At 37.2% G+C, this 15575-nt stretch carries 14 protein-coding genes and 2 riboswitches; of the genes, 11 read left to right on the plus strand and 3 right to left on the minus strand.

Features of this window, described 5'->3' with window-relative positions; translation table 11 throughout:
- The first annotated feature begins 235 nt into the window (after positions 1–235).
- From tsaE to tsaD, 4 genes are read left to right on the plus strand one after another with little or no spacing between them, the layout of a single operon-like run.
- Positions 236–709, plus strand: a complete 474-nt coding sequence (tsaE, locus tag CER22_RS28795; RefSeq protein ID WP_000049636.1) for a tRNA (adenosine(37)-N6)-threonylcarbamoyltransferase complex ATPase subunit type 1 TsaE — start codon at positions 236–238, stop codon at positions 707–709.
- Complete coding sequence (gene tsaB, locus CER22_RS28800; protein ID WP_048542995.1) at positions 690–1382, plus strand: tRNA (adenosine(37)-N6)-threonylcarbamoyltransferase complex dimerization subunit type 1 TsaB; 693 nt, start codon at positions 690–692, stop codon at positions 1380–1382. Before tsaE ends, tsaB begins: the two co-directional genes overlap by 20 nt.
- A gap of 13 nt (positions 1383–1395) precedes the next feature.
- Positions 1396–1839 carry a ribosomal protein S18-alanine N-acetyltransferase gene (rimI, locus tag CER22_RS28805; RefSeq protein WP_000367200.1) on the plus strand — a complete coding sequence of 148 codons (444 nt, stop codon included), beginning with the start codon at positions 1396–1398 and terminating at the stop codon, positions 1837–1839.
- Complete coding sequence (gene tsaD / locus CER22_RS28810) at positions 1839–2855, plus strand: tRNA (adenosine(37)-N6)-threonylcarbamoyltransferase complex transferase subunit TsaD (protein WP_000414582.1); 1017 nt, start codon at positions 1839–1841, stop codon at positions 2853–2855. Before rimI ends, tsaD begins: the two co-directional genes overlap by 1 nt.
- 407 nt (positions 2856–3262) lie before the next feature.
- Here the strand turns inward: tsaD and CER22_RS28815 are convergent, their stop codons facing one another.
- The gene (locus CER22_RS28815; protein WP_218824981.1) at positions 3263–5197 is read right to left on the minus strand and encodes an ABC-F family ATP-binding cassette domain-containing protein; all 1935 of its coding nucleotides are present in this window, start codon (positions 5195–5197) and stop codon (positions 3263–3265) included.
- Positions 5198–5384: 187 nt separating this feature from the next.
- Here CER22_RS28815 and CER22_RS28820 point away from each other — a divergent pair, with 187 nt between their 5' ends.
- Positions 5385–6014 carry a redox-sensing transcriptional repressor Rex gene (locus tag CER22_RS28820; RefSeq protein WP_000437704.1) on the plus strand — a complete coding sequence of 210 codons (630 nt, stop codon included), beginning with the start codon at positions 5385–5387 and terminating at the stop codon, positions 6012–6014.
- A 29-nt stretch (positions 6015–6043) separates the two neighbouring features.
- Here CER22_RS28820 and CER22_RS28825 read toward each other — a convergent pair whose 3' ends face one another.
- Together CER22_RS28825 and CER22_RS28830 are read right to left on the minus strand one after the other, a co-directional pair.
- Positions 6044–6235 carry a YdiK family protein gene (locus CER22_RS28825; RefSeq protein ID WP_001246201.1) on the minus strand — a complete coding sequence of 64 codons (192 nt, stop codon included), beginning with the start codon at positions 6233–6235 and terminating at the stop codon, positions 6044–6046.
- On the minus strand, positions 6232–6981 hold the full coding sequence (locus tag CER22_RS28830; protein ID WP_088061491.1) for a CPBP family intramembrane glutamic endopeptidase: 750 nt from the start codon (positions 6979–6981) through the stop codon (positions 6232–6234). The genes CER22_RS28825 and CER22_RS28830 overlap by 4 nt, the downstream gene beginning before the upstream one ends.
- A gap of 401 nt (positions 6982–7382) precedes the next feature.
- Between CER22_RS28830 and groES the strand changes: the two genes are divergently transcribed.
- The 6 genes from groES to CER22_RS28860 all read left to right on the plus strand — a co-directional run bounded on the left by groES (position 7383) and on the right by CER22_RS28860 (position 15330).
- Positions 7383–7667 (plus strand): co-chaperone GroES, encoded by a 285-nt coding sequence (gene groES / locus CER22_RS28835; RefSeq protein WP_000917306.1) that lies wholly within the window; start codon positions 7383–7385, stop codon positions 7665–7667.
- A gap of 38 nt (positions 7668–7705) precedes the next feature.
- Positions 7706–9340 (plus strand): chaperonin GroEL, encoded by a 1635-nt coding sequence (groL, locus tag CER22_RS28840; protein ID WP_001029984.1) that lies wholly within the window; start codon positions 7706–7708, stop codon positions 9338–9340.
- A gap of 139 nt (positions 9341–9479) precedes the next feature.
- A riboswitch (purine riboswitch) is annotated at positions 9480–9581 on the plus strand.
- Between the two features lie 165 nt (positions 9582–9746).
- Positions 9747–11285 carry a glutamine-hydrolyzing GMP synthase gene (gene guaA / locus CER22_RS28845; protein WP_098133539.1) on the plus strand — a complete coding sequence of 513 codons (1539 nt, stop codon included), beginning with the start codon at positions 9747–9749 and terminating at the stop codon, positions 11283–11285.
- A gap of 153 nt (positions 11286–11438) precedes the next feature.
- Positions 11439–11540: riboswitch (purine riboswitch) on the plus strand.
- A gap of 128 nt (positions 11541–11668) precedes the next feature.
- Positions 11669–12994, plus strand: a complete 1326-nt coding sequence (locus tag CER22_RS28850) for an NCS2 family permease (RefSeq protein WP_000833097.1) — start codon at positions 11669–11671, stop codon at positions 12992–12994.
- A gap of 145 nt (positions 12995–13139) precedes the next feature.
- The gene (locus CER22_RS28855; RefSeq protein ID WP_087981820.1) at positions 13140–13841 is read left to right on the plus strand and encodes a response regulator transcription factor; all 702 of its coding nucleotides are present in this window, start codon (positions 13140–13142) and stop codon (positions 13839–13841) included.
- Entirely contained in the window at positions 13825–15330 is a 1506-nt protein-coding gene (locus CER22_RS28860) for a sensor histidine kinase (RefSeq protein ID WP_088610257.1), read from the plus strand. The genes CER22_RS28855 and CER22_RS28860 overlap by 17 nt, the downstream gene beginning before the upstream one ends.
- Positions 15331–15575 lie beyond the last annotated feature (245 nt).

Genomic DNA, 15575 nt, shown 5'->3' on the forward strand with positions numbered 1-15575 from the left:
TGGTTAACATGCCTGCCTGTCACGCAGGAGATCGCCGGTTCGACCCCGGTCGGGACCGCCATTTTATATAAAGAAAAGAACGAAACATGTTGTTTCGTATTTTTTTATTTGTTTTAACAAAAAACTAATAAAGACAGTCAAACTATCCTTAGGAAAACTCCTAAGGACTTTTTTATATATTCAAAACCTGTATAATAAAGAGCAGAGAACATTGTGAGTAAAGTAGGTGAAGTCTGTGAGTAAATATGAAATAACAACAAACTCTTCTGAGGAAACACAAAGATTATCAGAAAAACTAGGTGGACTTGTCGGGGCACAAGATGTAATTATTTTAGAAGGAGATCTAGGGGCTGGTAAGACAACTTTTACAAAAGGACTAGCAAAAGGTCTTGGAGTGAAAAGAGTTGTAAATAGTCCTACCTTTAATATTATTAAAGAATATAAAGGGAGATTGCCGCTATATCATATGGACGTGTATCGCTTAGCAGAAAGTGAAGAGGACTTAGGTTTTGATGAGTATTTCTACGGTGAAGGAATTACCGTAGTAGAATGGGCTCATTTAATAGAAGCATTTTTACCGAATGAGAAGTTACAAATTAGTTTATTCCATGCTGGAGATGATACAAGGAAAATTGTACTCGAGCCAATTGGAGATCGATATATTAGATTATGTGAGGAGCTATTACAAGATGAAAGTACTAGCAATTGATACTTCAAATTACGTAATGGGTGTATCCCTTATTGAGGAAGGAAACGTAATTGGGGAAATCATTACAAACTTAACAAAAAACCATTCTGTACGTCTTATGCCAGCTGTAGAGAAATTGTTAAAAGAATGTGGTGTAAAACCGAAAGAATTAACTAAAATAGTTGTAGCTGCTGGACCTGGATCATATACAGGTGTTCGCATAGGTGTGACAGCTGCAAAAACATTAGCTTGGTCACTTCAAATACCAATTGTAGGTGTATCAAGTTTAGAAGTAGTGGCTGCAAACGGTGCTAATTTTGATGGATTAATCTGTCCTTTATTCGATGGAAGACGCGGACAAATTTATACTGGGTTATATACATATGAAGGAGAGCATTTAACTTCTATAGAAGAAGACCGAATCATCCTTATTGTAGACTGGTTGCAAATGTTAAAAGATACAGGAAAGCCTGTTTTATTTATTGGTAACGATGTTAAACTGCACAAAGAGACGATTATCGAACATTTAGGCAACCAAGCTGTATTTGCTCCCTTCACTAAAAATAACCCAAGACCAAGTGAGTTAGCTTTCTTAGGGTTACAAAAAGAAGAACAAGATGTACATTCATTTGTTCCTAGTTATCTTCGTTTAGCTGAAGCTGAAACAAAGTGGTTAGAAAGTCAAAACAAGTAGGAGCTTGCAGAAGATGGATATGATATTTAGGAAGATGGAACTCGATGATATCGCTCAAATTGTAGCTATTGAAGAAGCGTCTTTTTCAACTCCTTGGACTGCAGATGCCTTTCACCGTGAGTTAACGACGAATGAACATGCACATTATGTTGTGCTAGAAAAAGATGGTCGTGTAATTGGGTATTGTGGATTGTGGATAATTATTGATGAATCACATATAACAAATGTAGCTATTTTGCCAGAATACAGAGGTCAAAAGCTAGGGGATGCTTTATTGAAAGAAGTTATTTCCGAAGCGAAAGATTTAGGGGTAAAAACGATGACGCTTGAAGTACGTGTATCAAATGAAGTAGCAAAACAGTTATACAGAAAATACGGATTTCAAAATGGTGGAATTCGTAAACGATACTATGCAGACAATCAGGAAGATGGTCTCGTAATGTGGGTGAATATATAATGGAAAAAAATACGATTATACTTGGTATTGAAACAAGTTGTGATGAAACAGCAGTAGCAGTTGTTAAAAATGGAACGGAAATTATTGCGAATGTCGTTGCATCACAAATTGAAAGTCATAAACGTTTTGGCGGAGTTGTACCAGAGATTGCATCCCGTCATCATGTAGAAGAAATTACAGTTGTGTTAGAAGAAGCTTTAAAAGAAGCAAATATCACATTTGATGATATTGATGCAATTGCTGTAACAGAAGGACCTGGGTTAGTAGGAGCGCTTTTAATAGGGGTAAATGCAGCGAAAGCAGTGGCTTTTGCACATGATATTCCTCTAGTGGGTGTTCATCATATAGCTGGGCACATTTATGCGAACCGTTTAGTAAAAGAAGTTCAATTCCCACTACTATCACTTGTTGTATCTGGTGGACATACGGAGCTTGTTTATATGAAAGAACATGGTTCATTCGAAGTGATTGGTGAAACAAGAGATGATGCAGCTGGAGAGGCATATGATAAAGTAGCTCGAACATTATCCATGCCATATCCAGGTGGTCCTCACATTGATCGCCTTGCACATGAAGGGGAACCGACAATCGATTTGCCTCGTGCATGGCTAGAACCTGATTCGTATGATTTCAGTTTCAGTGGATTGAAATCAGCAGTTATCAACACTGTGCATAACGCGAAACAACGCGGGATAGAAATTGCACCGGAAGATTTAGCAGCAAGTTTCCAAGCGAGTGTAATAGATGTGCTTGTAACGAAAGCATCTCGTGCAGCAGAAGCGTATAACGTAAAGCAACTGCTTCTTGCTGGTGGAGTAGCTGCGAATAAAGGACTTCGCGCACGTTTGGAAGCGGAATTTGCGACAAAAGAAAATATCGAGCTAATTATTCCTCCACTATCTTTATGTACCGATAATGCAGCGATGATTGCAGCCGCAGGTACAATTGCATATGAACAAGGAAAACGTGCTACATTAGCTCTAAATGCAAATCCAGGATTAGATATTGAAGAATAGTTATGCACAAAATTAACCACAGCTTGTGGATAAAACCCATATTATCTGTTGATAATGTGGGTTTTATTGTGTATATAAAATGTTGATAACTTTTTTGGAAGTTGTGGATAATGTGGAAAAGTTATTTTGGGGTTTATTTTATAAAGGTGGATATGTGTATAAACCTGTGGATAAAGTAGAAGAAGTCTGACCTTTGAATGTATTCTTTTTTGGGAAATAAATCGCAAGAAGATATCTCTAAAAAACATTTTGAAATGTACCCTTATTATAGGGGCGAGCCAACATTGTCAAACTTTGTCGGTAAATCGGTATGTCGTGTCGAATCGTTTATACCCCAGCTAGAAGATAAAAAGGATGTCGCATAGTCAAAAATCCCGACTTATGAGACATCCTTCTTATTCATACTCTTATAAATGTAATTCTTCCCATTCTGCCATACAAGCATCAAGTTGCTCTTGTAGTGTTTGCTTTTTCGTTGTAATTTCACTAGCCTTTTCATAATCTGCGTATATTTCTGGTAAGCAAAGTTGATCTTCTAACGTAGCAATTTCTTCTTCAAATTCTACAATATTTTGTTCTAGTTCCTCAATTTTTCGAGTGCGTTGACGTTCTAATTGTTTACGCTCTTTTTCTTCGAGATAATTTAATTTTTCTTGCGCTACAGTTTTTTGAACAGGTGCTTGGTTTTCTTGCTGTTCTTGTTGTTCAAATGCTGCACGTTCAATCATTTCATTTTTCTTCTCCACATAGTAATCGTAATCGCCTAAATACTCTTGTGCACCTTCTGTTGACAACTCAACAACGGTCGTCGTTACACGATTAATAAAGTAGCGGTCATGTGAAACAAATAGAAGGGTGCCTGGATAATCAATTAAAGCATTCTCCAAAATTTCTTTACTATTTAAATCAAGATGGTTCGTAGGTTCATCGAGAATTAATAAATTTGATTTTTGCATCATAAGTTTTGCAAGAGCTAATCGAGCTTTTTGTCCACCACTAAGAGAAGATACTGGTTTTAGTACATCATCCCCTGTGAATAAGAAGTTACCTAATATCGTGCGAATTTCTTTTTCGGGCTGCAATGGATATTCATCCCATAACTCATTTAAAACTCGCTTAGAAGATGTTAAGTTTGCTTGTTCTTGATCATAATAACCAACAGATACATTGGATCCGAAAGAAACATCACCATTTAATAGTGGTAACTTATTCACAAGTGATTTTAATAATGTGGATTTCCCAATTCCGTTTGGACCAACTAAAGCAACGCTATCCCCGCGAGTTAAGCGCATAGTTACATGTTCAATAATCGGATCATCATCATAGCCGATAGTTGCATCCTTTACTTGTAAAACATCATTTCCACTTTGTTTTTCGATATCGAAGTGGAAGGATGCTGACTTAGAATCACCTAATGGTCTAGTCAATAATTCCATTCTATCTAATTGTTTACGACGGCTTTGAGCACGTTTTGTCGTAGATGCGCGCGCTATATTTTTTTGAACGAAATCCTCAAGCTTAGCGATTTCATCTTGTTGTTTTTCATAACGTTTCATTTCTTGCTCGTATAATGCTGATTTTAAGTCTAAATATTTACTGTAGTTACCAACAAATCGTCTGCTTTCTTTATTCGAAATTTCATATACTTGTGTAACGAGTTTATCTAAGAAATAACGGTCATGGGAAACGATTAGTATTGCGCCAGGATAGCCTTGTAAATATTGTTCAAGCCATGTTAATGTTTCGATGTCTAAATGGTTTGTAGGCTCGTCCAAAATAAGTAGGTCTGGTTTCGTTAATAATAATTTACCAAGAGCTAATCGTGTTTTTTGTCCACCGCTTAATGTAGAAATCGTCGTCTGGTGCGTTTCAACTGGGAAGCCAAGACCACTTAAAATCGAGCGAATATCTGCTTCATATTGATATCCACCTTGATCTTTATAATCTAATTGCAATTGGTCATAATCAGCTAATAATCTTTCATATGTAGCCTCGTTTGAAAAGTTTTCTTCTTTTCCCATCTCTTGCTCTAGCCTTCGAAGTTTTGTCTCCATTTGCTGCAAGTGTGTAAAGACGGTTAACATTTCATCCCAAATTGTTAAAGACGTTTCTAACCCGGTATTTTGAGCTAAATATCCGATTGAGACATCTTTTGGTTTTATAATTTCGCCACCATCATGAGATAGCTCACCAGCTATTATTTTTAATAGTGTAGATTTTCCGGCCCCATTTCGTCCGACTAATGCGATGCGATCTTTCGTTTGAACTTCCAATTTTATGTTTGCAAGAATCGTTTCGGCACCGTATAATTTCGTAAGCGCGTTTACTTGTAATAAAATCAATGTTTTCACCTCAAATAATTTCTTAACTTTGCCATGTTTATATTTCTCAATCATACTAAAAATAGTGTATAGTTTAAAATAAAGAGAGAATACTTCTTCTCTTTATTATACAGGGAAATTCATGAGTGCTAAACTTCTGTATTTGATTCAAGTATATGAATAAAGATAGGAAGAGAGGAGAGGTTATATGGAGCAGCAAAAAATTCCACAGGCCACTGCCAAACGATTGCCTCTATACTATCGATTTATCCAAAACTTATCTCTTTCTGGTAAGCAACGTGTTTCATCAGCCGAATTGAGTGAAGCGGTAAAAGTTGATTCCGCAACGATTCGAAGAGATTTTTCATATTTTGGAGCGTTAGGGAAAAAAGGTTATGGATATAACGTAAATTATTTATTATCATTTTTCCGTGAAACACTCGACCAAGATGATATAACACGTGTAGCACTTATTGGAGTAGGTAATTTAGGGACCGCTTTCTTACATTATAATTTCACGAAAAACAATAATACAAAAATTGAAATGGCGTTTGATGTTAGTGAAGAGAAAGTCGGGACAGAAATCGGGGGCATTCCTGTATATCATTTAGATGAATTAGAAGAACGTTTATCAACTGATATACAAGTGGCAATATTAACAGTACCCGCTACAGTAGCACAATCTGTAGCAGATAGATTGGCAGAAACGAACGTGCATGGTATTTTAAATTTCACACCAGCGCGCTTAAATGTGTCAGATAATATAAGAATTCACCATATTGATTTAGCGGTAGAGTTACAAACACTTGTTTACTTTTTAAAGAATTATCCACAATAAAACGCAGAGGAAGCGACCTCTGCGTTTTATTATTGTTTTTTCTTTGTGAATTTAACTAAGATAAGGCGAAGTGCCAAATTAAAATCAATTGTTGCCATAACTGCAAATAGTATTGTCCACATATTCCAGATTGTATCTGTTACGTTCGTAATGGCGAAGCGTGTAAAGATACATCCTAGAAGGAAGTACAATGCAGCCATGAACAATGGTGAGTTCCTCATACTAAAAATCCTCCGATAAAGCCTTGCATTTTTTCAGCTTCTTTAATCATTTCTTGAATTTGTTCATTGCTCATTAAAACTTGAGCAACTGCAACTAATGTATTCATTGCAACATGAGCTGCGATAGGGACGATAATACGCTTCGTTTTTACATATAAAAAGGCGAATACGAGTCCCATAGAAGTGTATACCAATAAGTGAGTGAAATCAAAATGAATTGCTGCGAATACAAGAGAACTAATGATAGCAGCAATAAAGAAGTTAAACTTCTTATAAAGTGTACCAAATAAAATTTTTCTAAATACGATTTCTTCCAAAATAGGTCCTATTATAGAGATAACGATAAGGAACCAAGGTGTCGTTTTTGCGATATCCATAAGTCTTGCTGTATTTTCTGATCCAGGTTTAATTCCTAATACACGTATTTCTATCATACCGGCAATACTTTGTGAGAAAAATGCTAGGAAGAAACCGATAAAAATCCAACCAATCGTAGCTGGAACAGTAGAGCGCATTGTATCTAAACGTCTGTCACGAATATCTGTTCTAAGTAACCAAAGTACGATACATAATGCAATAAAGAAGCTAATGATTGCCCAGTGGCCAGTTATGAGTTGAAATTTCTCTTCTCTAGTAAATCCCCTGTTATCATAAAGTCCAGTTTTCAGCAGAAGTGGTAATCCAACAATGGATGATAACTGCATTAAAATGTATGTAACGATAACCCACCAATATTGTTTTTTCAAATGGTTTAACCATCCTTTCTAACTCTAGTGTATGAGATAAGGTAGGATAACATGTAAGTATGCTACCTACGATATAAACCTCGCTTAAATTATGTTTTTTTCGTAAATCCTTATTTGAAATTATAATAGAAGACAGGAGAAAGTTGTGTGTATAGCGAAAACAACTTAGGGTGTCCTTTCATATTGTAACATACGAATAGGGGAAACAACGATTCATATAGTAAAGGTAGAAGAAGAGGGACTCTATATAGAAAAGTGTATAGCTTAATTTGCGAAAAAATTATGATTTTTTTACTTGCAAAAGAAATTGAGATTATTTATTATTATAAGTGTGTTAGCACTCGGGTGACTTGAGTGCTAATAAATAAAATTTACATAACAAAATGAGGAGGTTATTGTTCATGCTAAAGCCATTAGGTGATCGCGTTGTAATTGAGCTTGTTCAAGCAGAAGAAAAAACAGCAAGTGGTATTGTATTACCAGACACTGCAAAAGAAAAACCACAAGAGGGTAAAGTTATTGCAGTAGGTACTGGTCGAGTGCTTGAAAATGGTGAGCGTGTTGCTCTAGAGGTAGCTGCAGGTGATCTTATCATCTTCTCAAAATATGCAGGTACTGAAGTAAAATATGAAGGTACTGACTACTTGATTTTACGTGAAAGTGACATTTTAGCAGTTATCGGTTAATTATATAAATCTTAAAAAATTCAAGGGGGTCAATTATTATGGCAAAAGATATTAAATTTAGTGAAGAAGCACGTCGTTCGATGCTTCGCGGTGTCGACACTCTTGCAAACGCAGTAAAAGTAACGCTTGGACCAAAAGGTCGTAACGTTGTACTTGAGAAAAAATTTGGTTCACCACTTATTACAAATGATGGTGTAACAATCGCAAAAGAAATCGAATTAGAAGATGCATTCGAAAACATGGGTGCAAAATTAGTAGCAGAAGTTGCTAGCAAAACAAATGATGTAGCTGGTGACGGAACAACAACTGCAACTGTATTAGCACAAGCTATGATTCGTGAAGGTCTTAAAAACGTAACAGCTGGTGCGAACCCAATGGGTCTTCGTAAAGGTATCGAAAAAGCTGTTACTGCTGCAATTGCAGAATTAAAAGAGATTTCTAAACCAATCGAAGGCAAATCTTCTATCGCACAAGTAGCTGCTATTTCTGCAGCTGACGAAGAAGTAGGTCAATTAATCGCTGAAGCAATGGAGCGCGTTGGTAACGACGGCGTTATTACTTTAGAAGAATCTAAAGGATTTACAACAGAATTAGACGTAGTAGAAGGTATGCAATTTGATCGTGGATATGCATCTCCTTACATGATTACTGATTCTGACAAAATGGAAGCAGTTCTTGATAACCCATACATCTTAATTACTGATAAGAAGATTTCTAACATCCAAGAAATCTTACCAGTATTAGAGCAAGTGGTACAACAAGGTAAACCACTTCTTATCATCGCTGAAGACGTAGAAGGCGAAGCTTTAGCTACATTAGTAGTGAACAAACTTCGTGGTACATTCAATGTAGTAGCTGTTAAAGCTCCTGGATTTGGTGACCGTCGTAAAGCAATGCTAGAAGATATCGCAATCTTAACTGGTGGCGAAGTAATCACTGAAGAATTAGGTCGTGACTTAAAATCTGCTACAATTGAATCTTTAGGACGTGCTGGTAAAGTTGTTGTAACGAAAGAAAACACAACTGTAGTTGAAGGTATCGGAAATTCACAACAAATCGAAGCTCGCATCGGTCAAATCCGCGCGCAATTAGAAGAAACTACTTCTGAATTCGATCGTGAAAAATTACAAGAGCGTCTTGCAAAACTTGCAGGTGGCGTAGCAGTAATTAAAGTAGGTGCAGCAACTGAAACTGAGTTAAAAGAGCGCAAACTTCGCATTGAAGATGCACTTAACTCAACTCGTGCAGCAGTAGAAGAAGGTATCGTTGCTGGTGGTGGTACTTCACTTATGAACGTATACACGAAAGTAGCTTCTATCGTAGCTGAAGGCGACGAAGCAACAGGTATCAACATCGTACTTCGCGCACTAGAAGAGCCAGTTCGTCAAATCGCAATCAACGCTGGTCTAGAAGGATCTGTAGTTGTAGAGCGTCTAAAAGGCGAAAAAGTAGGCGTTGGTTTCAACGCAGCTACTGGCGAGTGGGTTAACATGCTTGAAACTGGTATCGTAGATCCAGCTAAAGTAACTCGCTCTGCACTTCAAAACGCAGCATCTGTTGCAGCTATGTTCTTAACGACTGAAGCTGTAGTTGCTGACAAGCCAGAACCAAATGCACCAGCAATGCCTGACATGGGCGGCATGGGCATGGGCGGTATGGGCGGAATGATGTAATTCCGTTTGCTCGAAAAACATCCATTTCTATATAGAAATGGATGTTTTTTTATGTTTTTTAGAAAAGGAAATTAATTTCTGTAGAATTTTGTCGCTTTCTCTCTTGACCATATCGATACTTCATTGTTAGAATCTAGGGAGATAATATAAAAAAATCCTTCATATATCCTCGATGATATGGTTTGAGAGTCTCTACCGGGTTACCGTAAACAACCTGACTATGAAGGCAGTGCGTCTTATATTTATAAAGAGCGGAAGACTATCTTTCTTTATAAAGCCAGACCCCTGCCTTTTCTTTGTTATGAGACTAGAGGCGGAGGACTGGCTTTTTTTATTATATTAGTAATGCTTTTTGCCTAATTGGTAAAAATATTTATATACGAGAACTAACGTTGGGGTGATTATTTTGAAGAAGCAGCATGATACAATTATCGTTTTAGATTTTGGGAGTCAGTACAATCAGTTAATAGCACGTCGAATTCGTGAGTTCGGTGTATACAGTGAACTTCATCCACATACAATTACTGCAGAAGAAATTAAAGCAATGAATCCAAAAGGGATTATCTTCTCTGGTGGACCAAATAGTGTATACGGTGAAGGCGCATTACATTGTGATGAAAAAATCTTTGAACTAGGATTACCGATCTTCGGTATTTGTTACGGTATGCAGCTTATGACGCAACACTTCGGTGGGAAAGTAGAACGTGCAAACCACCGTGAGTACGGAAAAGCTGTTCTTAAAGTAGAGAACGAATCAAAATTATATGCGAACCTTCCAGAAGAGCAAGTTGTATGGATGAGCCATGGTGACTTAGTAACTGGTTTACCTGAAGGATTCGTAGTAGATGCAACAAGTGAGTCTTGTCCAATTGCTGGTATGAGCAATGAAGACAAAAACTTATACGGTGTACAATTCCACCCAGAAGTACGTCATTCTGAGCACGGTAATGATTTAATTAAAAACTTCGTATTCGGCGTATGTGGTTGTTCTGAAGGATGGAACATGGAGAACTTTATCGAAGTAGAATTAGAGAAAATCCGTGAAACTGTTGGAGACAAAAAAGTACTATGCGCACTTAGCGGCGGTGTAGACTCTTCTGTTGTAGCAGTATTAATTCATAAAGCAATCGGCGATCAATTAACATGTATTTTCGTTGACCACGGCTTACTTCGCAAAGGTGAAGCAGAAGGCGTTATGAAAACATTCAGCGAAGGCTTCCACATGAACGTTATTAAAGTGGATGCACAAGAACGCTTCATGAACAAGTTAAAAGGTGTAGAAGATCCAGAACAAAAACGTAAAATCATCGGTAATGAATTCATTTACGTATTTGATGATGAAGCTTCTAAATTACAAGGAATGGACTTCCTAGCGCAAGGTACACTTTATACAGACATCGTTGAAAGTGGTACAGCAACTGCACAAACAATTAAATCTCACCATAACGTTGGTGGTCTTCCAGAAGACATGCAGTTCAAATTAATTGAGCCTTTAAACACGTTATTTAAAGATGAAGTACGTGTATTAGGATCAGAACTAGGAATTCCTGATGAAATTGTATGGCGTCAACCATTCCCAGGCCCTGGTCTTGGTATTCGTGTATTAGGTGAAATCACAGAAGAGAAATTAGAAATCGTTCGTGAATCTGATGCGATTTTACGTGAAGAAATTATTAAAGCGGGCTTAGACCGCGAAGTTTGGCAATACTTCACTGCGCTTCCTGGTATGCGTAGCGTAGGTGTTATGGGTGATGAGCGTACTTACGATTACACAGTAGGTATCCGCGCAGTGACATCTATCGACGGTATGACAGCTGACTGGGCACGTATCCCTTGGGACGTATTAGAGAAAATCTCTGTACGTATCGTAAACGAAGTAAAACACGTTAACCGTATCGTGTATGATATAACAAGTAAGCCACCAGCAACTATCGAGTGGGAATAGTATTATAAAAAAAGATCCATCTATTGCTCATGCATAGATGGATCTTTTGTGTTTTGCTCTTAATACGAACGAAAATGCGAAAGTTTGTAAAAATGTTCGTTTTTAAATTGACAAAACTACTTCATCGAGTTAATATGAGTATGTAATTCAAACGAAAAGTGAATATTATGCCGTCGTATAATATCGGGGATATGGCCCGAAAGTTTCTACCTAGCTACCGTAAATGGCTTGACTACGAGGCGTTTAGATAAAGATGAGGGTAAACTTGTCTTTATTCATAGAACGCTTCCATGTATATGCAATGGAAGCCTTTTTTATTTTTAATAGATAAAAGAGGGCTAGGGAGATTACGGCGAGTAATCATATAACGGGGGAAACGTAAGATGAAACGCTATTTTCAGTTTGATGAACTCGGTACAAATTATAAAACAGAGTTCATAGCAGGTTTAACGACATTTTTATCTATGGCTTATGTACTATTTGTCAATCCTGCTACGCTGTCACTTGGAAATGTTAAAGGGTTACCAGCAGGTACAGGAATGGATCCGGGTGCAGTATTCGTTGCTACAGCATTAGCAGCAGCGATTGGTTCGTTAATTATGGGGATATTCGCGAAGTATCCGATTGCTTTGGCGCCGGGTATGGGAATTAACGCGTTCTTTGCTTATACGGCAGTGTTAACGATGGGTATTCCATGGCAGACAGCAATTGCTGGAACGTTAATGTCAGGTATTATCTTTATTATTCTTACAGCTTCAGGTATTCGTGAAAAAATCATTAATGCAATTCCATCAGAGTTAAAGTTTGCAGTAGCGGCAGGTATCGGATTATTCATTGCCTTCCTTGGCTTCCAAAATGCCGGAATTATCGTGAAAAATGATGCTGTTCTTGTTGGGTTGGGGGATTTAACAAAGGGCACAACGTTACTAGCAATCTTCGGGGTTGTTACTACAATCATCTTCATGATTAAGAAAGTTAATGGTGCAGTGTTCTACGGTATGATTCTTACAGCAATTTTAGGAGTAGCGACAGGATTAATTGATACTCCAAAAGCTGTAGTGGGAGCAATACCGAGTCTAGAACCAACGTTCGGTGTGGCGTTAACTCACTTCGGAGATATTTTCACTGTTCAAATGGTGATTGTTATTATAACGTTCTTCTTTATCGATTTCTTTGATACAGCAGGTACACTTGTAGCGGTTGCGAATCAAGCTGGATTAATGAAGAACAATAAATTACCACGTGCAGGAAAAGCATTATTTGCAGATGCGATTGCAACTGTAATCGGTGCGATCTTAGGTACATCAACAACAACGTCTTACATTGAATCTTCTGCAGGGGTAGCAGCGGGTGGACGTTCTGGATTTACAGCAGTTGTAACAGCAGGATTCTTCTTGCTGGCACTATTCTTCTCGCCATTATTAAGCGTTGTAACACCAGCTGTAACAGCGCCAGCATTAATTATTGTAGGGATCTTGATGGTTTCATCTTTAGGCGAAATTGATTGGAAGAAATTCGAGATTGCAGTACCAGCATTCTTTACAATCATTTCAATGCCACTTACGTATAGTATTGCGACAGGGATTGCAATCGGGTTTATCTTCTATCCAATTACAATGGTAGTAAGTGGTCGTCGTAAAGAGATTCATCCAATTATGTATGTTATGGGAGTTTTATTCGTACTATATTTCATCTACGTTCGTAAATAAAAGGGGTTTTTTGAAAGGTCTAGACTTAAGGGGAGTCTAGACCTTTTTTGCGTCTTCAGAAAATCTTAAGGATTTCCGAGCGTTTTTCTTCAGAAGTTTTCCTATAATAGAAGTTAGGGATTAAAAAAGTGATGGGGGAGATATTGTGGCGCACGAAACAATACTTGTCGTAGATGATGAAAAAGAAATTAGAAATCTTATTACAATCTATTTAAAGAATGAAGGATATAAAGTGTTGCAAGCAGGAGACGGAGAAGAAGGATTACGTTTACTAGAAGAAAATGAAGTACATCTAGTCGTATTAGATATTATGATGCCAAAGGTAGATGGTATTCATATGTGTATGAAAGTAAGAGAATCGAAAGAAATGCCGATTATTATGCTTTCTGCGAAAACGCAAGATATGGATAAAATTTTAGGATTAACAACAGGTGCAGATGATTACGTAACGAAACCATTTAATCCGTTAGAGTTAATCGCAAGGATTAAATCTCAGTTACGTCGTTATATGAAGATGAATGGTTTTGCTCTTCAAAATGAGGACGAGTTAGAAATTGGAGAGATGAAAATAAACATCTCCACTCATACAGTCATTGTGGATGGAGAAGAAGTGAAACTGACCCCGAGGGAATTTTCGATTTTAGAATTACTAGCTCGTAATCCGGGGATGGTCTTTAGCGCGGAACAAATTTATGAAAAGGTTTGGAACGAAAGATCTTTCCAGTCGGATAACACGGTAATGGTTCATATTCGGAAAGTGCGTGAAAAGATTGAGGAGAATCCAAGGAAGCCAATATATATAAAAACAGTATGGGGAGTGGGGTATAAGATTGAAAAAGATATTTAATCCATTTACTTATGTTAGGAAATTTCGAGAATTAATTGGAAAGATAATGAAGAGTGTGAAACGGAGTGTGCGAATTCAACTTATTACTGCGTTTACTGCTTGTGCGCTATTAGGTCTTTTGTCAGCAAAGGCAGCAGCGCCGTTTTTTGAGAATGCGAATCGGAAGGCGATGATCGATTATCGGGCTGGTATGGAGGAGATTAATCAACAAGCTCAAGGAGCGGCAAATAGTTCGGTTCATGAAAATAAATTAGAAGCTATATCCGATATGATCGAAAGGGAGAACCAAAGTTTAGAGCGAGGACCTAGAGCTTTAAAAATATTGGTTACTGACGAGAGCGGTAAAGTTTTATATAAAACGAAGCAGGCGCAAGAAGAGCAAATTGATTTGCATAATACGATTCGTAATGCAGCATCATTTGCGATCAACTATTCAAATGGCCAAGATGCATTTGAAAGTACAAGAAAAGAATTTATAGCTTTTGCACCTATTACAATAGAAGATAAGAATTTATACATGTTTGTTAGTGGGATTCCAGAAGGTGAAGTAATATATGATACGCAAGAAGGGCCGTTTCCATTTTGCATAGGTGTACTCGTATTTATTTTCTCTTTCTTCTATATAACAAAGAGAAAGATGAAGCAAATTGAAGCGATGGCACAAGGTGTAAAGGAAATAGAAAAAGGCAACTTAGCGTATCGTATTGAGAAGAAAGGTGAGGACGAGATTGCGTCTTTAACTGAGAATATTAATAATATGGCAGAAGAGCTTATGAATAATATAGAAAAGGAACGTAAATTAGAGAAGCAAAAGAATGAGCTTATTACGAATGTATCTCACGATTTGCGTACACCACTGACTTCTATTATGGGTTACTTGCGATTACTTCGAGATTCTAAATATGAAAATAAAGAACAACATGATGAGTATACGAGAATTGCTTTTGCGAAGTCGGAGCAGTTAAAGAATTTAATAGAAGATTTATTTGAGTATACGAAGTTAACAAATGAGCAAGTTGTATTAGAAAAACAAGAGGTTTGTATAAATGAGTTATTGGAGCAATTAATAGAAGAGTTAGTACCGCAGGCAGAAGAGCATGGACTTGCGTTTGTTAAGAAGTTTCCTGAGGAACGTGCCTATGCAGCGGTTGATTCGGAAAAGATGGTACGTGTATTTGATAATCTATTAATGAACGCGATTAAGTATAGTAAAGATGATGGGGAGATAAAAGTTTCTCTTCAAAGGCAGCGCCGGGATATACAAATTGTAATTGCGAATCATAGTGAAGAGTTTACGAGAGAAGAGCTAGGGAGTTTGTTTGAACGTTTTTATAAGAAGGATCAATCTAGAAGTAGAGTAACAGAAGGATCGGGACTTGGATTAGCGATTGCGAAAAGTATTGTTGAGCTGCAAGGTGGTAGTATTCGAGCAGAATATGAGGATGGTATTATTCAGTTTATCGTCTCGTTACCAATTATAGAAAAATAATAAATGAATAGAATGATATTTGATAAAAAGGCTTATTTTAAAAGAAATAAGCCTTTTTATATTTTTTTAGAAAAATATGTTGACGATTAGAGTATAGAGGTGTAATATAGGACAAGTCGCCGATGCAATAACGCAGAACGCGGCAAACGAAATAAAAAACTTAGTTGACATTGAAACATGAAGATGTTAACATAAGGAAGTCGCAAATGAGCGACCGAGTAGTTCTTTGAAAACTGAACGAAACA

The sequence above is a fragment of the Bacillus sp. K2I17 genome, from assembly GCF_002209985.1.
Taxonomy (GTDB): Bacteria; Bacillota; Bacilli; order Bacillales; family Bacillaceae_G; genus Bacillus_A; species Bacillus_A wiedmannii.

Bases quoted from the DNA above. Each gene is read 5' to 3' on its own strand.
- tsaB (WP_048542995.1), top strand. From the start codon at position 690: ATGAAAGTACTAGCAATTGATACTTCAAATTACGTAATGGGTGTATCC.
- rimI (WP_000367200.1), top strand. From the start codon at position 1,396: ATGGATATGATATTTAGGAAGATGGAACTCGATGATATCGCTCAAATT.
- tsaD (WP_000414582.1), top strand. From the start codon at position 1,839: ATGGAAAAAAATACGATTATACTTGGTATTGAAACAAGTTGTGATGAA.
- CER22_RS28820 (WP_000437704.1), top strand. From the start codon at position 5,385: ATGGAGCAGCAAAAAATTCCACAGGCCACTGCCAAACGATTGCCTCTA.
- CER22_RS28825 (WP_001246201.1), bottom strand. From the start codon at position 6,235: ATGAGGAACTCACCATTGTTCATGGCTGCATTGTACTTCCTTCTAGGA.
- groES (WP_000917306.1), top strand. From the start codon at position 7,383: ATGCTAAAGCCATTAGGTGATCGCGTTGTAATTGAGCTTGTTCAAGCA.
- groL (WP_001029984.1), top strand. From the start codon at position 7,706: ATGGCAAAAGATATTAAATTTAGTGAAGAAGCACGTCGTTCGATGCTT.
- CER22_RS28850 (WP_000833097.1), top strand. From the start codon at position 11,669: ATGAAACGCTATTTTCAGTTTGATGAACTCGGTACAAATTATAAAACA.